Genomic DNA, 18,959 nt, shown 5'->3' with positions numbered 1-18,959 from the left:
AATCAGATGACTTGCCAATCGTGCAACACCATTTCTATAATCCGCATCATCATCTCAAGATGCTGCAAACACTTCACATCGCATCGCCGAAGGGTTGGGCACGGCGAGACTGCTCTTGATGCATTATCATTCAGGCCAGATTGTGTGTTATACCCCATGTGACCCCGGGCACCACCGTGGCATAGTTTCAAATCAAGACTTTATGAGGAGTGTGGAATGAAGAAGGTAGTCGTTGCGTCTCTCCTGGCGGTCGCTGGCTTTGCATTGTCTGCGCAGCCTGGTGTTGCCCAGACCCAGGTCAATCTTGGCCAAAACGCGCAATCGTCGAGTGGCGGCATTCAAATGTCGCCGGCGGAATACAAAGCCTACAACGATGCGATCACCCAGACCAACCCGCAGGCCAAGGCCGCCGCGCTGGAGTCGTATCTGGAAGCGTATCCGCAGTCGCAGGTCAAAGGTGACACCATTCAGTTGTTGATGCTGACCTACAGTGGATACGACCCGGCCAAGACGCTCTCGACCGCCGACCGGCTTCTACAGGTTGAGCCGGAGAACCTCCGCGCCCTCACCTTCGAGGTCTACTTCCGGATGCAGAACGCGGACAAGGCCGCCGATGCCGCCTCCAAGCAGACCGATCTGGACTCGGCTGCCGCCTATGCGAAGAAGGGCCTTGCCATTACGACCAAGCCGAAGGACATGGCCCAGGCTGACTTCGACAAGCTCAAGGAAGCTTCAACTCCTGTCTTCTATCGCGCCATCGGCAACGCGGCCCTCAATAAGAAGGACATGCCTGCGGCGATCTCCGCATTCAAGTCGGAGCTAGCCAGTGTACCGGTTGCCGACACCGAAAAGCCCGGCCCTATTCTTCAGGACACCTATTCGCTTGCGCAGGCATACTATGATTCCACTCCGCCTGACTACATCAACTGCACCTGGTACGGTACTCGCGCCGCCAACTTTGCGCCGGAGCCCTACAAGTCGCAGATGCTCCCGCTGGCGAAGTATTGTTACAAGAAGTATCACGGCGCCGACGACGGTTATGATGCCGTCACCTCGGCTGTAGCTACCAACCTCAATCCTCCGGCAGGCTTCACCATCAAGCCCGCGCCCTCGCCCGCCGACATCGTGGCGAACGTCATCGCCACCACGCCTGATCTCAGCACGCTGGCCGTCAGCGACAAGGAGTTCATCCTCCAGAACGGCAAGCCGGATGATGCCGCGAAGGTATGGGACACCATCAAGGGCAAGTCGGTTGAGTTGCCCAACGTGACCGTCGTCACCGCGACCGACTCGGTTATTACCGCCTCAGTCTCCGATGACGCTGTGCAGTCCAAGACTGCTGACTTCACCTTCAACATGACTACGCCGCTCAAGACGGTTCCCGTCGTTGGTGCGCAGATTACCCTGTCGGGCACCTACTCCTCCTATACCGTGGGCGGAGTGACCAAGGGCACGGCGGACACCGCCACGGCTGCTGCTGCTCCTGCTGCCGGTGCTGCTGCACCCGCCGCAGCTACTCCGGCAACTCCGGCCCCTGCGGCTGCTCCGGCTGCTGCTGCCGCTGCTCCGGGACCGGTGATGTTCATCATGAGCGACGGCGCGGTTGTCGAGCCCAAGCCCGCCAAGCCGGCCCGCAAGCCCTCGGCGGCGCACCATCCCGCACGCAGACGGGGCTAACGGATACGCACTTCGTGTGCAACAACGAGAAGGCAGCCGCACAGGCTGCCTTCTCTTATTTTGGGATCTGGCTCATTTATTTTCCCGCAACGCAGCCGGGGAAGCTGCCCTGCATCGCATCCGTGTCATCCGCGTGCATCCGTGGTGAGCCACAGCAACGCATTGGCAAGAAACCTCTGCTGCGTGACCGGGTGAAACTCGGGAATGCGATGGTATAGCACCTTTCCCTGGCCGAGTCGGCAGCCAAACGTCCCTGCACCCACATTCCGGTCGTGGTCACGGCTGTACGCTGCGATGATTTCAATGTTGCCATCGACCAGCAGCCCGTTCGATTCGCGCCCCTTGGCCTGATAGAAGATGCCCATCGTCTGGTTTACGGGCAGTCCCGCGTACACCGGATGCTCGCGCACAAAGTACCAGTTGCCCATCCAGGGCGCGCGGAAGTCGCCCACAGCGCCGCGGTATTGGAAAGAGCCGGAATCGGCAAGCTGCCGCGCGACGCCTTCGGAGAGCGTGTCGGCCTGCGGCATCGCCAGCAGGGGCGTTCCGGCTTTGACGGCTTCCACAACGGCCGGGTCGAGCTGCCCGAGTTGTTTGGTCGTCTCAACCGGGCCGACGACGCTGGCAGGCTGCGCCTCAAGCCCGGTTGTGTCACCTGCCTGCTGGTGCGCCGAACTGGTCGCAGTCAGTCCTGAGGAGACAATCGCGTCGTACTTACTGCCAGATGCAAAGTCCTCAACGCGAATCCCCATTTTTGCGCCAAGCTCGATAAGCTGCCTGCGGGCCTCGCTCGTCACACCCGACAAGGCGATTGTTCGCAGACGACCTTGATGGTGCTTGGGCACGCCCGTCACCCAAATCTCCTTTGTCTGCGCGGCCAGCGGCGCGGACGAGAGCGCGAAGCGGAACCGGTACAGTCCGTCCTCGGTCAGGGGAGGCGTACGGAAGCCTTCCTTGAGCAGATAGCTGAACTGGTCGGGCGACTGGGCGGGTGCGGAGAAGCTGGCGAGCTTGAGCAGCTTGCCCGAAGGTGCCACCACGCTGAAGGCGAGCGTGCCTGTCGCAGGCTTGCCCGTGTCGTTGAGCAGGTACAGGTCAAAGACCGCAGCCTCGCCGCGCGCCACGCACGCACTTCGCTGCTTGGCCACCGGATGCACGGGCTGGAGCGTCTGGCTGATCGGCGCGGGGTCCGACTTGAAGTTGCGCAGGTTATCGACGATGCCTGAGTGGTTCTCAATCGCGGTCGATTCCCACCCTGAGATGACGGCGAAGTCCAGCTCGTCGGAGATGCGTGCGTTCTCCAGATAGTTCTGCCACGTGTCGTAACACTTCGAACCGAGCGAGAGCCACAGCGACTCGGTCGCCGGGAACGCCTTGCGAAATCCCCAACGGTCGAGGAACTTGTCGTAACCGGCGATGATCTCTTTGTGGTCTACAAGGTCGTAGCTCGTGCCCCCGTATTTTTTGTATGTTTCCGTGATCTGGTGGACCATCAGCGAGTGGTTGTCCGGCGTCGCGCATCCTTCCATCTCGCCGAACTCGGTGATGACGTCCTTGTATGGAGCCTGATACGTAAACTCCGTCGGCGATTTGTAAAAGCTGTCGTACCACTGGTCGCCCGCGCCCTGGTGCTGATTCCACCAGTCTCCCCAGGGCTCTTCGTCCGAGCGATGCAGCTTGTCGTTCCAAGGCTCGTACCACGCCTGCGCGGCCTTGCGCGGAGGCGCGACAAAGCCATCGTTCAATACAATCGAGCGGCTCGGGTCTTCGGCGCGCATCGCGGCCAGCACGGCCAGTGTGTCGGGATTCTTCAGGTCGGCGCCAATCTCATTTTGCAGCGTGTACTGGATCAGCGACGGATGCGAGCGAAATGCTTTGACCATCTCCACGCACTTCACGAACATGAACCGCTGCGCGAACTTGTCGGCCTCGTTGGGGGGCTTTTCCATGACGATGCTGGCGGCATTTGCCGCGACTCCGCTGGGCAGCTTGCCGATGGCCATCTTGCCCGCTCCCGGCTCCATATAGCGCAACAACCCCAGTCGGTCGTGGACGCGGAAGACCTCCTCCTTGCCGACGTTGCGATGGAAGTTCAGGCAGTTCAGGTTCAGCTTCTTCGCCTGCGTCACTTCTTTCTCTGCCAGCTCAGGCGTGGGGAAGAGCCCATTCAGCCCCCAGTATCCCCACGAGATTGCGCTGTAGAGCTTCATCCGCCGTCCGTTCAACCGGAACATCGCATCCTTACCGAGTCCAGTCGGGCCGAAGGAGCGGAAGCCGAAGGGGATGGTGCGAGTCTCTACAGTTTCACTGGTTCGTTTTATCTGGATGCGCAGGTGATAGAGCTTCGGATCCTCAATATCCCATCGTTCAACATTGCTAAATGTAAGCGTCTGTCGAATCAAGCTCGGATAAGAGACGAGTGCTTCGCGCTGCGATTTTGTTGGCGGAATAGAACCCCAGACGCGGAAAGAATCGGATGCGGCTCCAGCCCACTCAGTGTTCTTCGTTTCAAGAACTTTTCCGGATGTGGGATCGATCAACTCAAAAGTCACCACGTGGGGAGGCAATTCCGCAACCCGCCTTTGAACTGTCTCGACCGTATTCACGCAGACTGCGATCTTTCCCGGGTCAGGTGTGTTGAGCACCCATGCATCTTTAATGCGCACGCTATCGTGCGCCGAGATCGTCATACCCCGATCCAGCCCGCCGAAGCCGTGCGAGCGATAGAGCTTCACCGCCCCCCACTGCGCATTCAGGCCATCGACCCAATCGTAGCGGCCGCAGGGGTTCGTGATGCGGATGGCGATGAGGTTGAAGCCACCGGGGTCGGCTGCGTGGGTGATGTCGCATTCAAAGGGAAGCTCCTCCATGAGGGAGTAGCCGACCAACTTGCGGTTCACAAAAACCTCGGCCCTGAGGCGCGCGCCGCGCACGTGCAGGAAGATGCGCTTGCCCTGCATTGAGGCCGGAATGTCGATCTGGCGGTGCCACCACGAGACGCCCAGGTACGCCCCGTTCTGCGGGATGGGATCGTCGGCGGCGTAGCGGTATTCCTCAGGCGTGTACGAGCGATGGCCGAAGGCTCCCCAGTAGTGCTGCTCGACGGTCGAGGGCAGAATGACCTCTTTGCTCGCCGCGACGCTCAACGACGCCCATCCGCCGGTCGGCAGGTTGACCGGCAGCGGCTTGCCCTTGCCCCTGACGACTCCATCGGCATCCTGAGCAATGTCTTCGGGAAGGAAGATTTCGTCGTTCTTCCACTCGGCCTCGCGGTCAATCCAAAGGTGCCAGCCCTCATCCGGGATGAGGGTGCCGTTTTCCGGATAAGGCTGAGCCGTCTGGGCTTGCGCTGGTTTGAGCTTGCTGGCGACAGCAACTGCGGCCGTCGCCTGAAGGAAGGTCCTGCGGGAGAGTTTGCCTGATTTCATGGTTGCAGGCGATTGTACAGAATTGGTTCAACCACTTGCTACCCAGGCGTCCAACTAGTTGTCGGTGTCGGAGATGGCGTCCAGATAGGCCACATCCAGCGCGGTGCCCTGCACCGTGATGAACTGGTTGTTGATCTCCGAGCCGTCAGCAGTATTGAAAGCGTGAACCTGGCCGCCGTAGGCCGTGTAGACCTTGTGGAAGCCCTGCACCCAGCAGAGGCCGGTGAGGTCACCGTAGTAGTAAAGGTTCTGGTTCGTGTTCGGATAGGGAACCGTGGCCGTGCCGCCCGGCGTGACGTTGGGAAGAATCTGCGCGGTTTTGGCTCCGCGGTCAAAGCGCGTGAGGCAGTTGTAGTTCTCGTTCAGCTTCGCGCGCTCGCCGGTGGCGCAGTACTGCGAGCCGATCCAGAGCGTGTTGTCGTCGGCGAAGAGCAGTTTGGTGTGGGTGCCGTCGGAGATGCCGTATTTGCCCGTAACGGCGCTGCCGGGGCTATTGATGGCATTGGCCAGATTGATGGTCGTCAGGAAGCCGGTGAAGAGGCCATCCGGCTGCTTCTGTTGTCCGGCGACGTATAGCGTTGCTCCGTCAGAGAGTCCGACGGTTGCACCGCCCGGCACCGGGACATTCGAGATGACCGGTGACGGGCCGGGCGTGGGTGTCGTGGGGATGGTGTTCACATCAAGTCCGCCGACCTGCATGAAGCTGACGCTGGCCGCGCCGCCGCCGCACTCCGGACCGCAGTTCAAAATGTAGGCGGTGTTGCCGTCGAGCGAGAAGTAGGCAGCGATGGGCCGGTCGAAATTTCCGGGTACAGCAACGGCGCAGTAGACCGGAAGGTTGAGCGGCTGGCAGTCGGCTGCGCCTGTGGCCTGAATGGCGAGCGCGGCGGTCTGGTACTGGTTATCGTTCAGCTTGAAGAGCCGGTAGAGCGTGTTGGAGTTCTTGACCATGGCCAACACGACGGTGTCGCCGGTGTTGACGAACACCTTGTAGACATTTGGAATAACAAGGCCGTAGGTATGGCTGTTCGTCTCGTCGATGATGCCAAGCTGGCCGGGAGTCAACTGCGCGGCGTAGAGATGCGCGCCGGAGGGCGAGACAGCGATGGACGACGAGGGGCCGGAGAACGAGCCGGCGGAGGCCGAGGCGGTCTCTTTGCTGTAATCGACGACCGAGATGTCACCTTTCAGGCTGGAGTAGACGTAGCCGTGGACCTCGGCGGGATAGTTGATGATCAGGTTCGGATAACCGCCGACGCCGCCCGAGATCTGGAACGACGGAATGGTGTCCTCGACGTTGCTGCGGATGTCGCGCTTGCCGTCGAGAATGGCCAGGCTGCCAATGCTGCCAGCCTCCGTGATGGAGACCATGACGCGCTGGGCCAGTTTGCTGGGCGGAACGGGCCGGTTGGCGAAGGTGTACTGGGGAAACTTGTAGTAGTAATACTGCGCGCTGTGGCAGGAGCTGAGACCAACAGCAGCAACAGCGATCAGGAGGCCAGAGAAGATCTGGGCGCGGAGAGACTGGGAAAAGAGACTTCGGTTCTTCAAAGGCAAGGGACTCCAACCTGAGCGCAGGGGCTTCAATTCAAAGGGCCACGGCTATGGTGTGAGTATAACAAAGCACGCGCCTCGGAGACCGGTGTAAGGGGAGGGTTTGGAGCGGGTTGGCGTCGTAGCTTAGGATGAGGAGAACCCCACAGAAATGGCCGAAATGCACCCAGGCCAAAGACGGGCGGAGACGATGATGGCGGATGTGTTGAATAAGGTGGGCTCAAACGGAGTAGCGCGATTGTTTTCTGGTGGCACCATCCTGTGCGATGGCGCAATGGGAACGATGCTCTACGCTCGCGGCGTGTTTATCAACCGCTGCTACGACGAGCTGAATCTGTCGCAGCCGGAGACGGTACGCGCCATTCACGCCGAATACCTCCAGGCCGGCGCCGAGGTCATCGAGACAAACACCTTCGGCGCGAATGCCTTCCGGCTGGAGCACCACGGCCTGCAGGACAAGGTGCACGCCATCAACGTCGCCGGGGTCCGGCTGGCGCGCGAGTGCGTGACTCAGATTCGTGAAAAGCAGGCGGCAGAAGCATTTGTTGCCGGATCGATTGGTCCGCTAGGCATTCGCCTGGAGCCGCTGGGCAAAATCGGTATCGAAGAGGCGCGGGAGGCGTTTGCCGAACAGATTCGCGCGCTGGTCGAAGGCGGCTCGGGCGTAGGCGCGGACCTGCTCATCATCGAGACCATGACTTCGCTGGTAGAGGCGGAGCAGGCAGTACTGGCCGCTCAAAGCGAAGCTCCCGGCGTACCCGTGATTGTGATGATGACCGTCGATGAGGAAGGGAACTGCCTCGACGGCGCATCCGCGGAAGTGGCTGCGGCGAAACTGACGGACCTGGGCGTTGACGCCGTGGGCTGCAACTGTAGCGCAGGACCGGCGACGGTGCTCAGCGTCATCGAGCGGATGCGCCCAGTGACGACGCTGCCGCTGGCTGCGATGCCGAACGCGGGTATTCCGCGCGCGGTCGAAGGCCGGACGATCTATATGACCTCGCCCGAGTATATGGCCAGCTTTACTCGCAAGCTGGTGAAGGCAGGCGCAAGCATCGTGGGCGGGTGCTGCGGCACCATGCCCAGCTACACGCGCGCGATGAAGAGTTCGCTGCGTGCCATGGACGCTATGGAAACGGGCGCGCGTGTGGTCGAGCAGGCGGGTTCCGGCACGGGCGTGCCGAAGAAGATTGAGAGCAAGGTCGAGCCCGCGCCGATGGCCGAGCGGTCGAAGATTGGCGCGATGGTCGCGGCGGGTGAGTTTGTCTCGATGGTCGAGATCGTTCCGCCGAAGGGCATCGACTGCTCGAAGGAGCTGGACGGTGCGGCGCACCTGCACAAGCTGGGCGTAGACGCGATCAACGTGCCGGACTCGCCACGCGCCAGCGCGAGAATGAGCGCGCAGAGCCTGTGCGTGCAGATTCAGCAGCACGTCGGCATCGAGACGATCCTCCACTACACCTGCCGCGACCGCAATGTGCTGAGCATTCAGAGCGATCTGCTGGGCGCTTCGTCGATTGGCCTGAAGAACATTCTGTGCCTCACCGGAGACCCGCCCAAACTCGGAAACTATCCCGACGCGACGGCGGTCTTTGACGTGGACGCCATCGGCCTGGTGAACATCGTGCGCAACCTGAACCACGGGCTCGACATTGGCAAGAACTCGATTGGAGCTTCCACCGGATTCACCGTTGCCGTGGCCGCAAACCCCGGCGTGCCCGACATCGATCAGGAGGTCCGCCGCTTCGCGTACAAGGTGGAGGCGGGAGCCGAGTACGCCATCACGCAGCCTGTCTTCGACCTCAAGCTGTTGGAGGAATTCCTGAAGCGCATCGAAGGTTTCCGCATTCCGGTCATTGCGGGTATCTGGCCGCTGACCAGCCTGCGCAACGCAGAGTTCATGAAGAACGACCTGCGCGTCAGTATGCCGGAGGAGATTATGACGCGCATGGCCCGCGCTGCTTCGCCGGACGCCGCGAAGGCCGAGGGCGTCAAGATTGCCCAGGAGATGCTGGCTGAGGTGCGGTCCGTGGTGCAGGGCGTGCAGGTCAGCGCCCCATTCGGCAAATACTCAGCCGCTGCCGAAGTGCTCGGGCTGGCGGAAGTTGGGGTGGCGTAATGGCTGACTTTGAGAAGCACCTGAAGGCGCTCGAACAGGTGGTCGAACGAATGGAGCGCGGCGATCTCGCGCTCGATGAGTCGGTGCGCCTGTTCGAGGAGGGCGTGAAGCTCTCCGACGCCTGCAAGAAAGAGCTGGAGGCCGCCGAGGAAAAAATTCAGGTGCTGGTCGAGCGCGGCAAGAACATGGTGGCTACCGACCTGGACGTGACGGACGACAAGGAATAGCGTTCGGCTCTGCGGTGAGAGCGTACTGAAAAAGTCCCGCGATTCTTTCGGGATGAGCGTTGGGCTTCAGCCCGCACGAAAAACACCAGAAAATACAAAGGGCTTTGGCCCCGGCCTTCCTGGAAACGCCCCCGGCTGCACCTTTTCTGGCAGCCTTTACATACCGTGTTACGACGCCTTCGCCTCAACAAGCTCAAAGAGCTGGCGCGAACCCGAGTAGATCCATGCGATCCTTCGTCCCTCAAATGCCACCGCAGGCACGGGCTTCGACACAATCATGCAGCCATTCTTGACGGCATGGTCGAGCGCGGCATCGATGTCGGCTGTCTCGAAACAGAGGTGGTACGCGCCGCCTCCGTTTTTTGCGAGCATCGAGCGGACCGGCGAGTCGTCCGTCAGCGGAGCAATCAGCTCGATCTCAACGCTGTCGGTTGGGGCGGTGGTCAGGAAGTTGACGCTCACCTTCTGGATCGGATCGTCGAAGGGGCCGGAGACGACGCGGTAGCCGAACAGCGACGTCAGCGCCTCGGTGGTTGGGCCAAGCGCGGGAACGGCCACGCCGACGTGGAGCAGCCGGAAGCCCAGCTCTTGCGGAGTGCGCGACATTACAGCGCCGCTCCCTTTTTCTCCAGCTCCTGCTGAATCAGCGCAACGCTGGTCAGCTCCGGCACGCGCTGCGGGTCGAACTGCACGCCGTACTCGCCTTCGAGCGCGAGGATGGCCTGCAGGTGACGAAACGAGTCCCAGTTCTCAACCTTGTCGATGCTGAGGTCAGCCGTGACCTGCTCGGGCGAGATCTCGAGAATGTCGGCGAGGAGGTCACGAAGAGAGGACGGGACTGGCTGTAAGCTCATGCGATTCATTTCCTTTGAGAGTAATCCACGCCGGGCTGGCAAGCACGGCATGGGTCAGATCGAATTCGTAGACGATGGCGCCGGTCTCTGCTGCACGCGACGTCTCCGCGAAGCCGTGGTCAGAATAGAAGCTGGCAGAGGGAGCGTTCTTCTTCGTCGAGATAAACTCGCCGACGATCTTTTTCGCGCCTGCACGCCGCGCGTTATCGGCAATAAAGGCCAGCAGCGCGGTCTCGATGCCGCGGCCGATGACGCGGCAGGAGAGCAGAAACGAATCGACGTGGCACACATCGCCCTCGTTGCGTGCAAGCGCAAGCCCGACGACGCCCGCATCTCCGAAGCGATCGTGAACGCGAACGACCCACGCCTGCCCATGTGCGGCAAACTCTTCCACCTCGGCAGCAGAGCGGCGGCGCGTCGTCACGTTGAACTGATTGGTCTTGGCCAGAAGCTGCACCGCCCGCGCAAGCGGCGCTTCTAATGCGCTCTGGAATGTGCAGACGATGCCGAGCGAGGCGAGGAACTCATCGCGGCTGGTGGCTGAACCTTCAAGCTCTGCCCGCTGCGCCTGCGCCTTGTATTCGTTCACGCGGTTCAGGTCGTCGTCGGTAACGGAGGCCGCATCGAAGAAGGATTGCTGCGAGAGCATCTCGACGAGCTTCCACGGTTCATCGACCGGAGCCTGAACCACGGCAACCTCCGGCAGATGCCTGCGCACGACCTCGCATTCGACGGGGTTGTCATCGACGAAGACGAAGGAGTCGAGCCCGAGCGAGAGGCTCTGGGCCAACTCGCGGATGGCCTGCGCCTTGTCGTCCCAACTGATCTTCAGCGCGACGAAGTGGTCGAGCGTAAGGGCAAGATCAGAGGCGCGTATCTGAAACGCCTCGCGCACATCCGCCTCATTGTTCTTCGAGACGACGGTCAGCAGAATGCCGCGCGAGGAGAGCTGCCTGAGATACTTCTGATACTCAAGATAGCTGTTGCCGGGAAAGGCCGTGCCCGTTGCGATGCCCTGAGGCCCGTCTTCGCCGAGGATCCCTCCCCAGAGCGTGTTATCGAGATCCGTGCAGAGCACCTTACGCGGCGCGCGATAGAGCGCGGAGAGCGAACGGACCAGCCCCTCGGCATAGATGCCGAACGCCTCCGACGAAACCGCAAGCCGGGACGCAAGAAACATGCGCGTGTCCCGCCAGCGCGCGCGTCCATGGCGAGCAGCCAGGTGATCCACATCAAAAAAGACGCACGCCGGGATGCTGCGGCACAACGCGGCCAGCCGCTCATTCAGGCTGCGGACCGCATTCGGCAGGCTGGCCGCAAGATTGGCATCGCCAACGTCGCCGAGCGAGGTCAGGTCAGGCACGACGCAACCCTGAAAGACCATACGCGCGGAGCTGGCTGCGCGAAAACTGCGCAAAAGCTGCTCGACCCGCGAGATGCACTGCGCGATCTCCTGCTCGACGCCCACGCCTTTGCCGTCGGCGCACAGGTCCGGCAGCTTCCCGGCGATCTCTTCGAGGTCGAGGATGATGAAGACCGCATCGGGCTTGAACTGCGCAAGCGCGCTCTGCGGATTCATCAGCTCATCCACGTATGAGCCGTAGCCGCCCACCTGAACATCGAGAACGTAGTTCGAAAGCGTCGCCGCGACCGCCAGCGAGGGCAGGATGGGCTCGACGGTGACGGAGCGAACGATGTACGTTCGCAGCCGTTTCGCGCCGAGATGCTGCTCTATCTCCCCCGCCAGCGAAGTCAAGGCAGATGCGCAGAACATCACGTCGGCGGGTTTTGTGGAGACGGCGAGAAGGTCGCGTCCCAGTCGCACCGCTCGGGCGGCGTCGCGCTGCGCAACGGCCTCTTTGAGCGAGCTGCGTATCTCCTGACGTTGCGCGTCACTGAGCATCTGTCTTCTCCGCTGCGACCGTCGCAGGCGCTTGTGGTGCCTTCGGCGGCCGCATGATGATTCTTCCCGGAACGCCCATCATCGTGGCCCCTTCTGGAACGTTGGTGATGACGAGCGTATTGGCTGCGATCTTCGCCCCGCTGCCTACCCTGATTTTACCGACGAGTGTTGCGCCGGTGCCGACGTATACGTCGTCGCCGAGAACCGGAATACCCTGCCGCCCCATGGCCGAGGCCCCGATCGTGACGCGGTGCGCAATGTCACAGTCCCGGCCCAGAACGGCGGCCGGGTTGATGTGAACGCCGCCGATGTGGGCGATATACAGCCCGGGACCGATGGTAGCCAGCGCGTCAATGTGCATCTCCATGACCACTTCGCAGAACAGGTTGGCGAAGAAGAAGACGATCTTCAGCGGAAGAGCGACGAGCGCCGTGGGTTTGTCCACATAGAGCCAGTTGCCGAGACGATGCGTGGCAATCGCCCACACGGCGGGGTTCAGCCAGAGCTGCCTTCCGTGGTATCCCTTCGATTTGTAGCGGGCAATATCTTCTGAAAACTTCGACATGGAGATGGAGGCGTCTCGATGGGGTTCCGTTTTTCCATCATCTTATCAGCCCGTGTTTGCAGCTCATTTACCACATTAGGGCCATGCAGCAATGCAGGATGGAGAATGTTTAGCGGTCACGCGAGGTGACGAAGCCTGGCACCCAGAGCAGGGCGCGCCTGGCCTCGGTCTCGGGCAGCTCAGCAACGCTCTGGCGGGCCACTTCGGCGTAGGCGCAGGCTGTGTCCATGGCGTAGTCGATGGAGCCATGCCGCCGGAGAATCTCTAAAATCTGCTGATGTGAGACGTGCGCAAAGCTGCGGTCGGCCAGCACGGTACGGATGGCCTCGCGGTCGGCTCCGGTGCCGCGCTCGAGCGCGTGGATGACCGCGAGCGTGGCCTTGCCCTCGCGCAGGTCGCTCGCCACGGGCTTGCCCAGCACCTCTTCGGTGGCGGTCAGGTCGAGTACGTCATCGACAATCTGAAAAGCGAGGCCCAGGTTGCGGCCGTATTCGCCAAGCTGCGCCTCAACGCCTTCAGTCGCGTGGGTGATGGCTGCGCCAAGCTGCATCGAAACCTTGAAGAGGCAGGCTGTCTTGCGGTAGATGAGGTCGAAGTACTCTTCTTCGTTGATCAGGTGCCCGAGCTTCTCAATCTGCAGCAACTCGCCTTCGACCATCTGCTGGGTCAGCGAGATGAGCAGGTCGAGCACGTGGAAGTTGCGCTCCTCCAGCGCGGTCGAAAACGCCTGCATATACAGCCAGTCGCCGGCAAGGACGCACTTCGAATTGCCCCAGGTGGTGTTCGAGGAGGGCCGCCCGCGCCGAGTGTCCGCCTCGTCGATGATGTCGTCGTGGACGAGCGTGGCCGTGTGGAGCATCTCGACCACCGCGCCCAGCCGGATGCGGCTGTGGCTGGTCGAGCCGAGCGCCTTGGCTGAGAGCAGCAGCAGCAGCGGCCGAATGCGCTTGCCGCCGCCTGAGATTAGATACTGCGCAATGTCGGTAATGACTGCGACATCGGAGGTGGACTGCTGCGCAAACTCGCGCTCGATGGCGGCGAGGTCGTCGCGGAGCAGGTCAAAGACCTCGGCCGCGGTCGCAATGGAGAGCGTGCTCACTCTATCTCTGAATGTAACAGGTTGGAGGTTGCGGCAGAAGGTAAGGAGTATATTGTAAAAGTAAGGAGCAGCCGATGCCGTTGGATACCAAGATCACGAGCAAGGGGCAGATTACGTTGCCGGTAAAAATCCGAAGAGAGCTGGGGCTTGGGGCGGGCGATCATCTGCGGGTAGAGCGCGATGGTGATAGCGTGCGGTTGCTTCCAACGAGAAAAGCCAGTGTGTTTGAGGAGTTCAGGGGCATCGGAACACCGGGAATTGGTCCGGGACTGAAGGCGGTATTGCAATATATGCGCGATCTGAGAGGCCATGACGACCTCGATTGACAGTAATGTATTTCTGGCTCTTTGGAATCAGGCTGATACAGCGAACCTGCTGGCAAGTGCGATGCTCGATGCAGCCGCGGGAAAAGGACGCCTGGTAATTACCGGTGTCGTTTATGCGGAGTTGCTTGCCGGGCGATCGGCACGTTCACTCGACCAGTTTTTCGAGGCGACGCGCATCGTCATCGACTGGTCGATTGATGAAAAAATTTTGCGGCTGGCTGGTGAAGCGTATCAAGGCTACGTACTTCGCAGGCGAAGAAGCCACGGTACGCTATCCCGGAGACTCCTCACAGATTTTTTGATCGGAGCTCATGCCGAGTCGCACGGATATTCATTGCTTACTTTCGATCAACGAGGTTATAAAGCAGCTTTTCCGGGTGTGTCCATTGTCCCGGTAAAACTGCCTCCGCTTTAATTCGACCGGTAGTTCGTGAACTGAAGCGCCACGCCGAAGTCCTTCGCGCGCAACATCCCCATAATCTCTTGCAAGGTGTCGCGGTCTTTACTGACGATGCGCACCGTATCGCCCTGAATGCTGGCCTGGGCCTTCTTCTTCGACTCCTTGACCAGCGCGACGATCTGTTTCGCCTTCTCCGACGGGATGCCCTGTACGAGCTTCACCTTCTGGCGAACGCTGGAGTTGGCTGCCGGCTCAATCTTCTCGTACTCCAGGTTCTTCAGCGAGACGCCACGCTTGACCAGCTTCTGCGACAGGATCTCGATGACGGCCTTGAGCGTATGCTCGCTGGCCGAGGCAAGCTGGATGGACTCGCTGCCCTCAAGCTCAATCTTCGACTTCGAATCCTTCAGGTCGAAGCGCGTGTGAATCTCCTTCGATGCCTGGTCGATGGCGTTTTTGACTTCCTGAATCTCTACTTTGCTCACAACGTCGAAGCTGTTATCAGATGCCATGGTCCTGTCCTCGGTTCATTCCTCGTACCAAACTATCGAATCCTATTATGTCAGGCCGTTGTGGGGAAGAGGCGGTGGAAGTTTTCCGTCGTCAGTTCTGCAATAGCCTCATGTGAGATGCCGCGCAGCTCAGCCAGGGCTGCCGCTGTGTGAACGACGTAGGCAGGTTCGTTGCGCTGACCGCGCAGAGGAATCGGCGCAAGAAACGGCGCGTCCGTTTCGACGAGGATGCGATCCGCCGGAGCTTCGAGCGCCGCGTCGCGGATGGGTTGCGCCTTTGGGTATGTCAGGTTTCCGGCGAACGAAAGATAAAAGCCTGCCTCGACCGAGCGGCGGCCCTGCTCCGGCGTACCGGAGAAGCAGTGCATGATGCCGCCGAGTCCATGCGGGGTCCAGTGCTCAGCAATCAGGTCGAGCAGGTCTTCCCATGCGTCCGCCGTGCCAAACTTTGCCTTGGCCTGCGGCGTGGCCAGCTCACTGGTGCGGCAATGGATGAGGATAGGTTTCCGCGCGGAGGCGGCGATGCGCATCTGCGCGATGAACGCCTCTTTCTGTACCGGCGGCAACGGATTTTCGACGTGATAGTAGTCCAGGCCAATCTCTCCGACTGCGATGCACTTCGCGTCCGCGGCCAGCGCGCTCAGTTTGGCGAGCGCCTCGGGAGTGGCCTTCGTGGCCTCCTGCGGATGGATGCCTGCGCTCGCATAAATCTTCGGCTTCTCCGGCGAGGACGGCTCGTTGGCAAAGTCAAGCGCCAGATGCATCTCGTCCGGCCCTTCGCCGATGCCAATGGCCATAATCGTGTGGACCCCGGCAGCATAGGCGTTGCGAAGAATGGCCTCGCGGTCTTCGTTGTAAAAGTCAAGATGGGCGTGTGAATCAATCAGCGGCATAGTCTTTGATTTTAAAGCTAAAGGGACTGAGCGCCATGGAACGGGCAAAAGGTAAGATGTCGGCATGAACCATTCTTCGGAGCATGAAGCAATACCAGCAAACGCGAACGTGCTTGCCCAATCCCGGGTCTTCCATCTCGACCAGATGCCCGTCCGGAAGATGGCCAACGGCGGCAGAAGCTGGGATGTCGTGCGTGGCGTGCTGGCGACAGGCGAGGTCATCGCGATCCACGAGTCCGAGCAACCGGCAGGGCTCGCGCCCAACCCGGCGCACACCATCGAGCACACGGAGTTCATCACCATTATCGAAGGCACGCTAGAATTCACATACGATGGCAAGGCCGAGCGCGTCGGCCCGGGCGGAGTCCTCTACGTGGCTCCGGGAACGATGCATCAGGTGAAAAACATCGGCGACGGCCCGGCACGATATGTGGTCGTGGCGATTGGCGGAGACGTGAAGCGATAGCTCAAAACGCCCGCACGGAGTAGGATGGCGAGCATCCAGCAAATAGCACAAGGAGCATGGAGACGATGAAGAACATGGACCGGCGGGATTTCTTTGTGGCCCTTTCCGCCTTTGCGGCGATGGGCGGAGCGGCGATAGAAGGCACGGCGGCAGCGCAGGCGTATGTTCCGCACGCGCCAGGCGAAAAGGTGCTCTCGCAGTCGGAGGCGTTTCCCTACAACGCGCTGCCGGTCAAGCACTCCGCGAACGGCGGCGAGAGCCGCGCCGTCATCACCGGCGTGCTGGCCACGGGAGAGAAGGTGGAGATGCACGAGACCACCCTGCCTCCGGGCAAGATGCCGCATCCACCGCACAAGCACCGCCACTCCGAGTTCATGATGATCCGCGAGGGACAGGTCGAGTTCGACAACGACGGCAAAAAAGAGCGCGTTGGCCCAGGCGGAGTCATCTTCGCCGCCTCGAACGTGATGCACGGCCTGCTGAACGTGGGCGACGTGAACGCGAATTACTTCGTCATCGCCATCGGCCGCGAGACCGGGGCCATGCCCGTATAAACGCCGCCGGAGCCTGGGATGAACACCTCGATTTGGCAGTCTTGCTTAAGGGCATGGCTTCAGCCGTACCGCAAGCCCCCACTATCAACGCGGCTTTAGCCGCTGAGGTACAAGCTTCCGTCGGTTCTCGCGACTATTTAAGCCGCGAACCCAGCGCAATCTCTTCACCAAACGTAGCGAGCACAGGCTTGCCGTCCTCGCCGTGGCTCGCGGCCAGCAACATGCCGTGCGACTCAAGCCCGCGCATCTTGCGCGGCGCAAGATTGGCAATGACGACGATGCGCCTGCCAATCAACTCCTCCGGGGTGTACCACTGCGCGATGCCCGAGAGAATCTGCCGCCGCTCGTAGCCAAGGTCCACTTCAAGCCGAAGCAGCTTGTCGGCCTTCGGAATACGTTCGGCGACGACAATCTCGGCCACGCGCAGATCAATCTTCACAAAGTCGTCGATGGCAATCTGCGGAGTTTCAGGCACAGCAGCCTCAGCATGGTGCGCGTGAAGGGGATGCGTCGTCTCGGCCACAGGGTTCAGCGCCGCCGTAGCCGAGGCCGAAGCAATCGGCATCTCACGGAACTCGGACCGCGTGTGTTTGGAGGCATCGAGGTCCGAGTTGACCTGCGGGAGTCCTGCGGATTTGGCCGTCTTCTGCGTGGAGTTGTTCTGCTCGATGTCGTTCATGAGTTGGATGAGTTCCTTTGGTGCTCGGGGAAAGATAGGTGAGATAGGGCCGAGCTTCGTGCCCGGTTTTAAGCCGCCCCATTGTAGATTTTTTAGCTCACCCTTGCGCGCAGCTTCTTCAATGTCGCCAAGCCCAAGCTGGGACCAGACTTGCGCGGTGGCGTAGGGCATTACTGGATAGAGGAGAGCGGTGATGATGCGGATGGAATCTACTAGTTCATAAAGCAAACCCGAGACGGTGAGTTCCTCACCCGGCATCTTAATCAGCTTCCATGGGGCGGTTCTCGTAAGCGTCGAGTCGCAAAGAGCGATACCACCCATAATTACTTCTAGACGTCGATTGAAATCAAGGGCTTCATATTCTTCAAAACCCGTTCCATCGAACGAGTAAGTTTTCACATCGTAAAGATGTAAATTGTCCCAGTTAAATGTTTGGCTTGGGGCCGAGAATGGCGTCCACGGTTGGCCTCCTCGCTGAGGAATATATCCGCCGTAATACTGCTCGATCATCTTAAGCACTCGACTGACAAGGTTGCCGTAACCGTTGGCGAGGTCAGCGTTGTAACGAGCAATCAATGCATCGAAGCTGAAGCTGCCGTCCTGGCCGAAGGGGATTTCGCGGAGAAGGAAGTAGCGGAGAACGTCCGCAGCGAAGAGGTCTTGTCCGGCTTTGGTTGGTGGCTGTGGCTCGGTGGGAGGAACAGCAGATTCCTCCGCTACGCTGCGGAATGGAAATGCATTTGGGATGGGCGAAGGTGGGCAGAGAGTGCCGAAGGCGTCGAGGATAGTCTCAGTGCGGACGATGTTGCCCTTCGACTTCGACATCTTGTCGTTTTCAAAGAGCAACCAGCCGTGCGCTGTGATCTGTTTGGGGAGCATCTTCCTCGCCCAGGTGACGTGCGCTTCAAAAGTCAGCTCGTCAGGTTTCTTTCCAGCCAAATCAGGATTGAGCGCCAGCAGGAATGCAGGCCAGTAGACGCAGTGGAAGCGGATGATCTCCTTGCCGACGAGGTGCAGTTCTGCGGGCCAGTATCTCTGGAACTTCGCTTGTTCAGTGGGGTCGTCCGAGCCGTAGCCAATTGCCGTCATATAGTTGGCCAGCGCATCGAGCCAAACATAGATAACATGCTTCTCGTTGCCGGGCACAGGGATGCCCCACTTGAAGCTGGTTCTTGAGATGCTTAGGTCTTTCAGCGCTCTGGGGAGATAGAGATTGCCTAGTGCTGTGGTGCCTGTCGTCTCGGCTAGGTACGAATTTGGATCGATGGCATCGCGCTCTATCTCTGCATCTTGAGCATAGGCCGGACTGACGTTCCCACGCAGAAAGCTCAGTACTTCATTGCGACGCGAGTCCGGCTGGATCGCCAGCGTGCCGGACTCAATCAGGTCGATGAGTGGGCGTTGAAATTCTGACAGCTTGAAGAAGTAGTTCTCTTCGGTGACAGTCTCGGTGATGCGCCCGCACTCAGGACACGGCGCGCCGACGGGTACGTCCACGAACGTCTCGTCGGAGATGCAGTACTGGCCGGTGTAGCTCCGCAGCTCGATAAAGCCGTTCTGCTGGAGCGTGCGGAAGAGCTTCTGCACGCCTGCCTTGTGGCGAGGCTCCGTCGTGCGGATGTAGTCGTCGTTGGTGATGCCCATGCGCTTCCACAGATTCTGGAAGCTGGCCGAGACCTCATCGGCGAACTGCTGCGGCGCGA

Annotated in this window: 17 protein-coding genes; 7 read left to right on the top strand and 10 right to left on the bottom strand. The window is 60.5% G+C overall.

Annotated features, from left to right (window positions below):
- The first annotated feature begins 216 nt into the window (after positions 1–216).
- Complete coding sequence (locus tag VFU66_RS03250; protein ID WP_326444797.1) at positions 217–1,677, top strand: hypothetical protein; 1,461 nt, start codon at positions 217–219, stop codon at positions 1,675–1,677.
- Between the two features lie 125 nt (positions 1,678–1,802).
- Here VFU66_RS03250 and VFU66_RS03245 read toward each other — a convergent pair whose 3' ends face one another.
- Together VFU66_RS03245 and VFU66_RS03240 are read right to left on the bottom strand one after the other, a co-directional pair.
- Positions 1,803–5,105 (bottom strand): sugar-binding domain-containing protein, encoded by a 3,303-nt coding sequence (locus VFU66_RS03245; protein WP_326444796.1) that lies wholly within the window; start codon positions 5,103–5,105, stop codon positions 1,803–1,805.
- A gap of 54 nt (positions 5,106–5,159) precedes the next feature.
- A complete protein-coding gene (locus VFU66_RS03240) occupies positions 5,160–6,656 on the bottom strand; it encodes a hypothetical protein (RefSeq protein WP_326444795.1) in 1,497 nt (498 codons plus the stop codon).
- A gap of 196 nt (positions 6,657–6,852) precedes the next feature.
- On the opposite strand from VFU66_RS03240, the gene VFU66_RS03235 reads away from it, so the two are divergent.
- Both VFU66_RS03235 and VFU66_RS03230 read left to right on the top strand, forming a co-directional pair.
- Positions 6,853–8,778, top strand: a complete 1,926-nt coding sequence (locus VFU66_RS03235; RefSeq protein ID WP_326444798.1) for a bifunctional homocysteine S-methyltransferase/methylenetetrahydrofolate reductase — start codon at positions 6,853–6,855, stop codon at positions 8,776–8,778.
- Positions 8,778–9,005 (top strand): exodeoxyribonuclease VII small subunit, encoded by a 228-nt coding sequence (locus VFU66_RS03230; protein ID WP_326444794.1) that lies wholly within the window; start codon positions 8,778–8,780, stop codon positions 9,003–9,005. The genes VFU66_RS03235 and VFU66_RS03230 overlap by 1 nt, the downstream gene beginning before the upstream one ends.
- A 168-nt stretch (positions 9,006–9,173) precedes the next feature.
- Here VFU66_RS03230 and VFU66_RS03225 read toward each other — a convergent pair whose 3' ends face one another.
- The 5 genes from VFU66_RS03225 to VFU66_RS03205 all read right to left on the bottom strand — a co-directional run bounded on the left by VFU66_RS03225 (position 9,174) and on the right by VFU66_RS03205 (position 13,426).
- Entirely contained in the window at positions 9,174–9,611 is a 438-nt protein-coding gene (locus VFU66_RS03225) for a VOC family protein (protein WP_326444793.1), read from the bottom strand.
- A complete protein-coding gene (locus VFU66_RS03220; RefSeq protein WP_326444792.1) occupies positions 9,611–9,859 on the bottom strand; it encodes an acyl carrier protein in 249 nt (82 codons plus the stop codon). Before VFU66_RS03220 ends, VFU66_RS03225 begins: the two co-directional genes overlap by 1 nt.
- The gene (locus VFU66_RS03215; RefSeq protein WP_326444791.1) at positions 9,825–11,762 is read right to left on the bottom strand and encodes an HAD-IIIC family phosphatase; all 1,938 of its coding nucleotides are present in this window, start codon (positions 11,760–11,762) and stop codon (positions 9,825–9,827) included. Before VFU66_RS03215 ends, VFU66_RS03220 begins: the two co-directional genes overlap by 35 nt.
- On the bottom strand, positions 11,752–12,327 hold the full coding sequence (locus VFU66_RS03210) for a serine O-acetyltransferase (protein ID WP_326444790.1): 576 nt from the start codon (positions 12,325–12,327) through the stop codon (positions 11,752–11,754). Before VFU66_RS03210 ends, VFU66_RS03215 begins: the two co-directional genes overlap by 11 nt.
- Positions 12,328–12,436: 109 nt before the next feature.
- Entirely contained in the window at positions 12,437–13,426 is a 990-nt protein-coding gene (locus tag VFU66_RS03205; RefSeq protein ID WP_326444789.1) for a polyprenyl synthetase family protein, read from the bottom strand.
- A 74-nt stretch (positions 13,427–13,500) separates the two neighbouring features.
- On the opposite strand from VFU66_RS03205, the gene VFU66_RS03200 reads away from it, so the two are divergent.
- Together VFU66_RS03200 and VFU66_RS03195 are read left to right on the top strand one after the other, a co-directional pair.
- Complete coding sequence (locus VFU66_RS03200) at positions 13,501–13,752, top strand: AbrB/MazE/SpoVT family DNA-binding domain-containing protein (protein WP_326444788.1); 252 nt, start codon at positions 13,501–13,503, stop codon at positions 13,750–13,752.
- Positions 13,736–14,167: a type II toxin-antitoxin system VapC family toxin gene (locus VFU66_RS03195; protein ID WP_326444787.1), complete on the top strand. Its 432-nt coding sequence runs from the start codon at positions 13,736–13,738 to the stop codon at positions 14,165–14,167. The genes VFU66_RS03200 and VFU66_RS03195 overlap by 17 nt, the downstream gene beginning before the upstream one ends.
- On the opposite strand, the gene VFU66_RS03190 is transcribed toward VFU66_RS03195, so the two are convergent.
- Together VFU66_RS03190 and VFU66_RS03185 are read right to left on the bottom strand one after the other, a co-directional pair.
- Positions 14,164–14,664 carry a YajQ family cyclic di-GMP-binding protein gene (locus tag VFU66_RS03190; protein ID WP_326444786.1) on the bottom strand — a complete coding sequence of 167 codons (501 nt, stop codon included), beginning with the start codon at positions 14,662–14,664 and terminating at the stop codon, positions 14,164–14,166. The two genes, VFU66_RS03195 and VFU66_RS03190, sit on opposite strands and share 4 nt — an antisense overlap.
- A 50-nt stretch (positions 14,665–14,714) precedes the next feature.
- The gene (locus VFU66_RS03185; RefSeq protein WP_326444785.1) at positions 14,715–15,557 is read right to left on the bottom strand and encodes a TatD family hydrolase; all 843 of its coding nucleotides are present in this window, start codon (positions 15,555–15,557) and stop codon (positions 14,715–14,717) included.
- A 64-nt stretch (positions 15,558–15,621) separates the two neighbouring features.
- Here VFU66_RS03185 and VFU66_RS03180 point away from each other — a divergent pair, with 64 nt between their 5' ends.
- Positions 15,622–16,023 carry a cupin domain-containing protein gene (locus tag VFU66_RS03180; protein ID WP_326444784.1) on the top strand — a complete coding sequence of 134 codons (402 nt, stop codon included), beginning with the start codon at positions 15,622–15,624 and terminating at the stop codon, positions 16,021–16,023.
- Between the two features lie 65 nt (positions 16,024–16,088).
- The gene (locus VFU66_RS03175) at positions 16,089–16,577 is read left to right on the top strand and encodes a cupin domain-containing protein (RefSeq protein WP_326444783.1); all 489 of its coding nucleotides are present in this window, start codon (positions 16,089–16,091) and stop codon (positions 16,575–16,577) included.
- Between the two features lie 133 nt (positions 16,578–16,710).
- Here the strand turns inward: VFU66_RS03175 and metG are convergent.
- Positions 16,711–18,959, bottom strand: a 2,249-nt coding sequence (gene metG, locus VFU66_RS03170; RefSeq protein ID WP_326444782.1) for a methionine--tRNA ligase subunit beta, incomplete at its 5' end; no start/stop codon positions are given.

The sequence above is a fragment of the Edaphobacter sp. genome, assembly GCF_035763405.1.
Classification (GTDB): domain Bacteria; phylum Acidobacteriota; class Terriglobia; order Terriglobales; family Acidobacteriaceae; genus Edaphobacter.
Note: the sequence above shows the minus strand (reverse complement) of the source record. Positions and strands in the feature narration are given on the sequence as shown.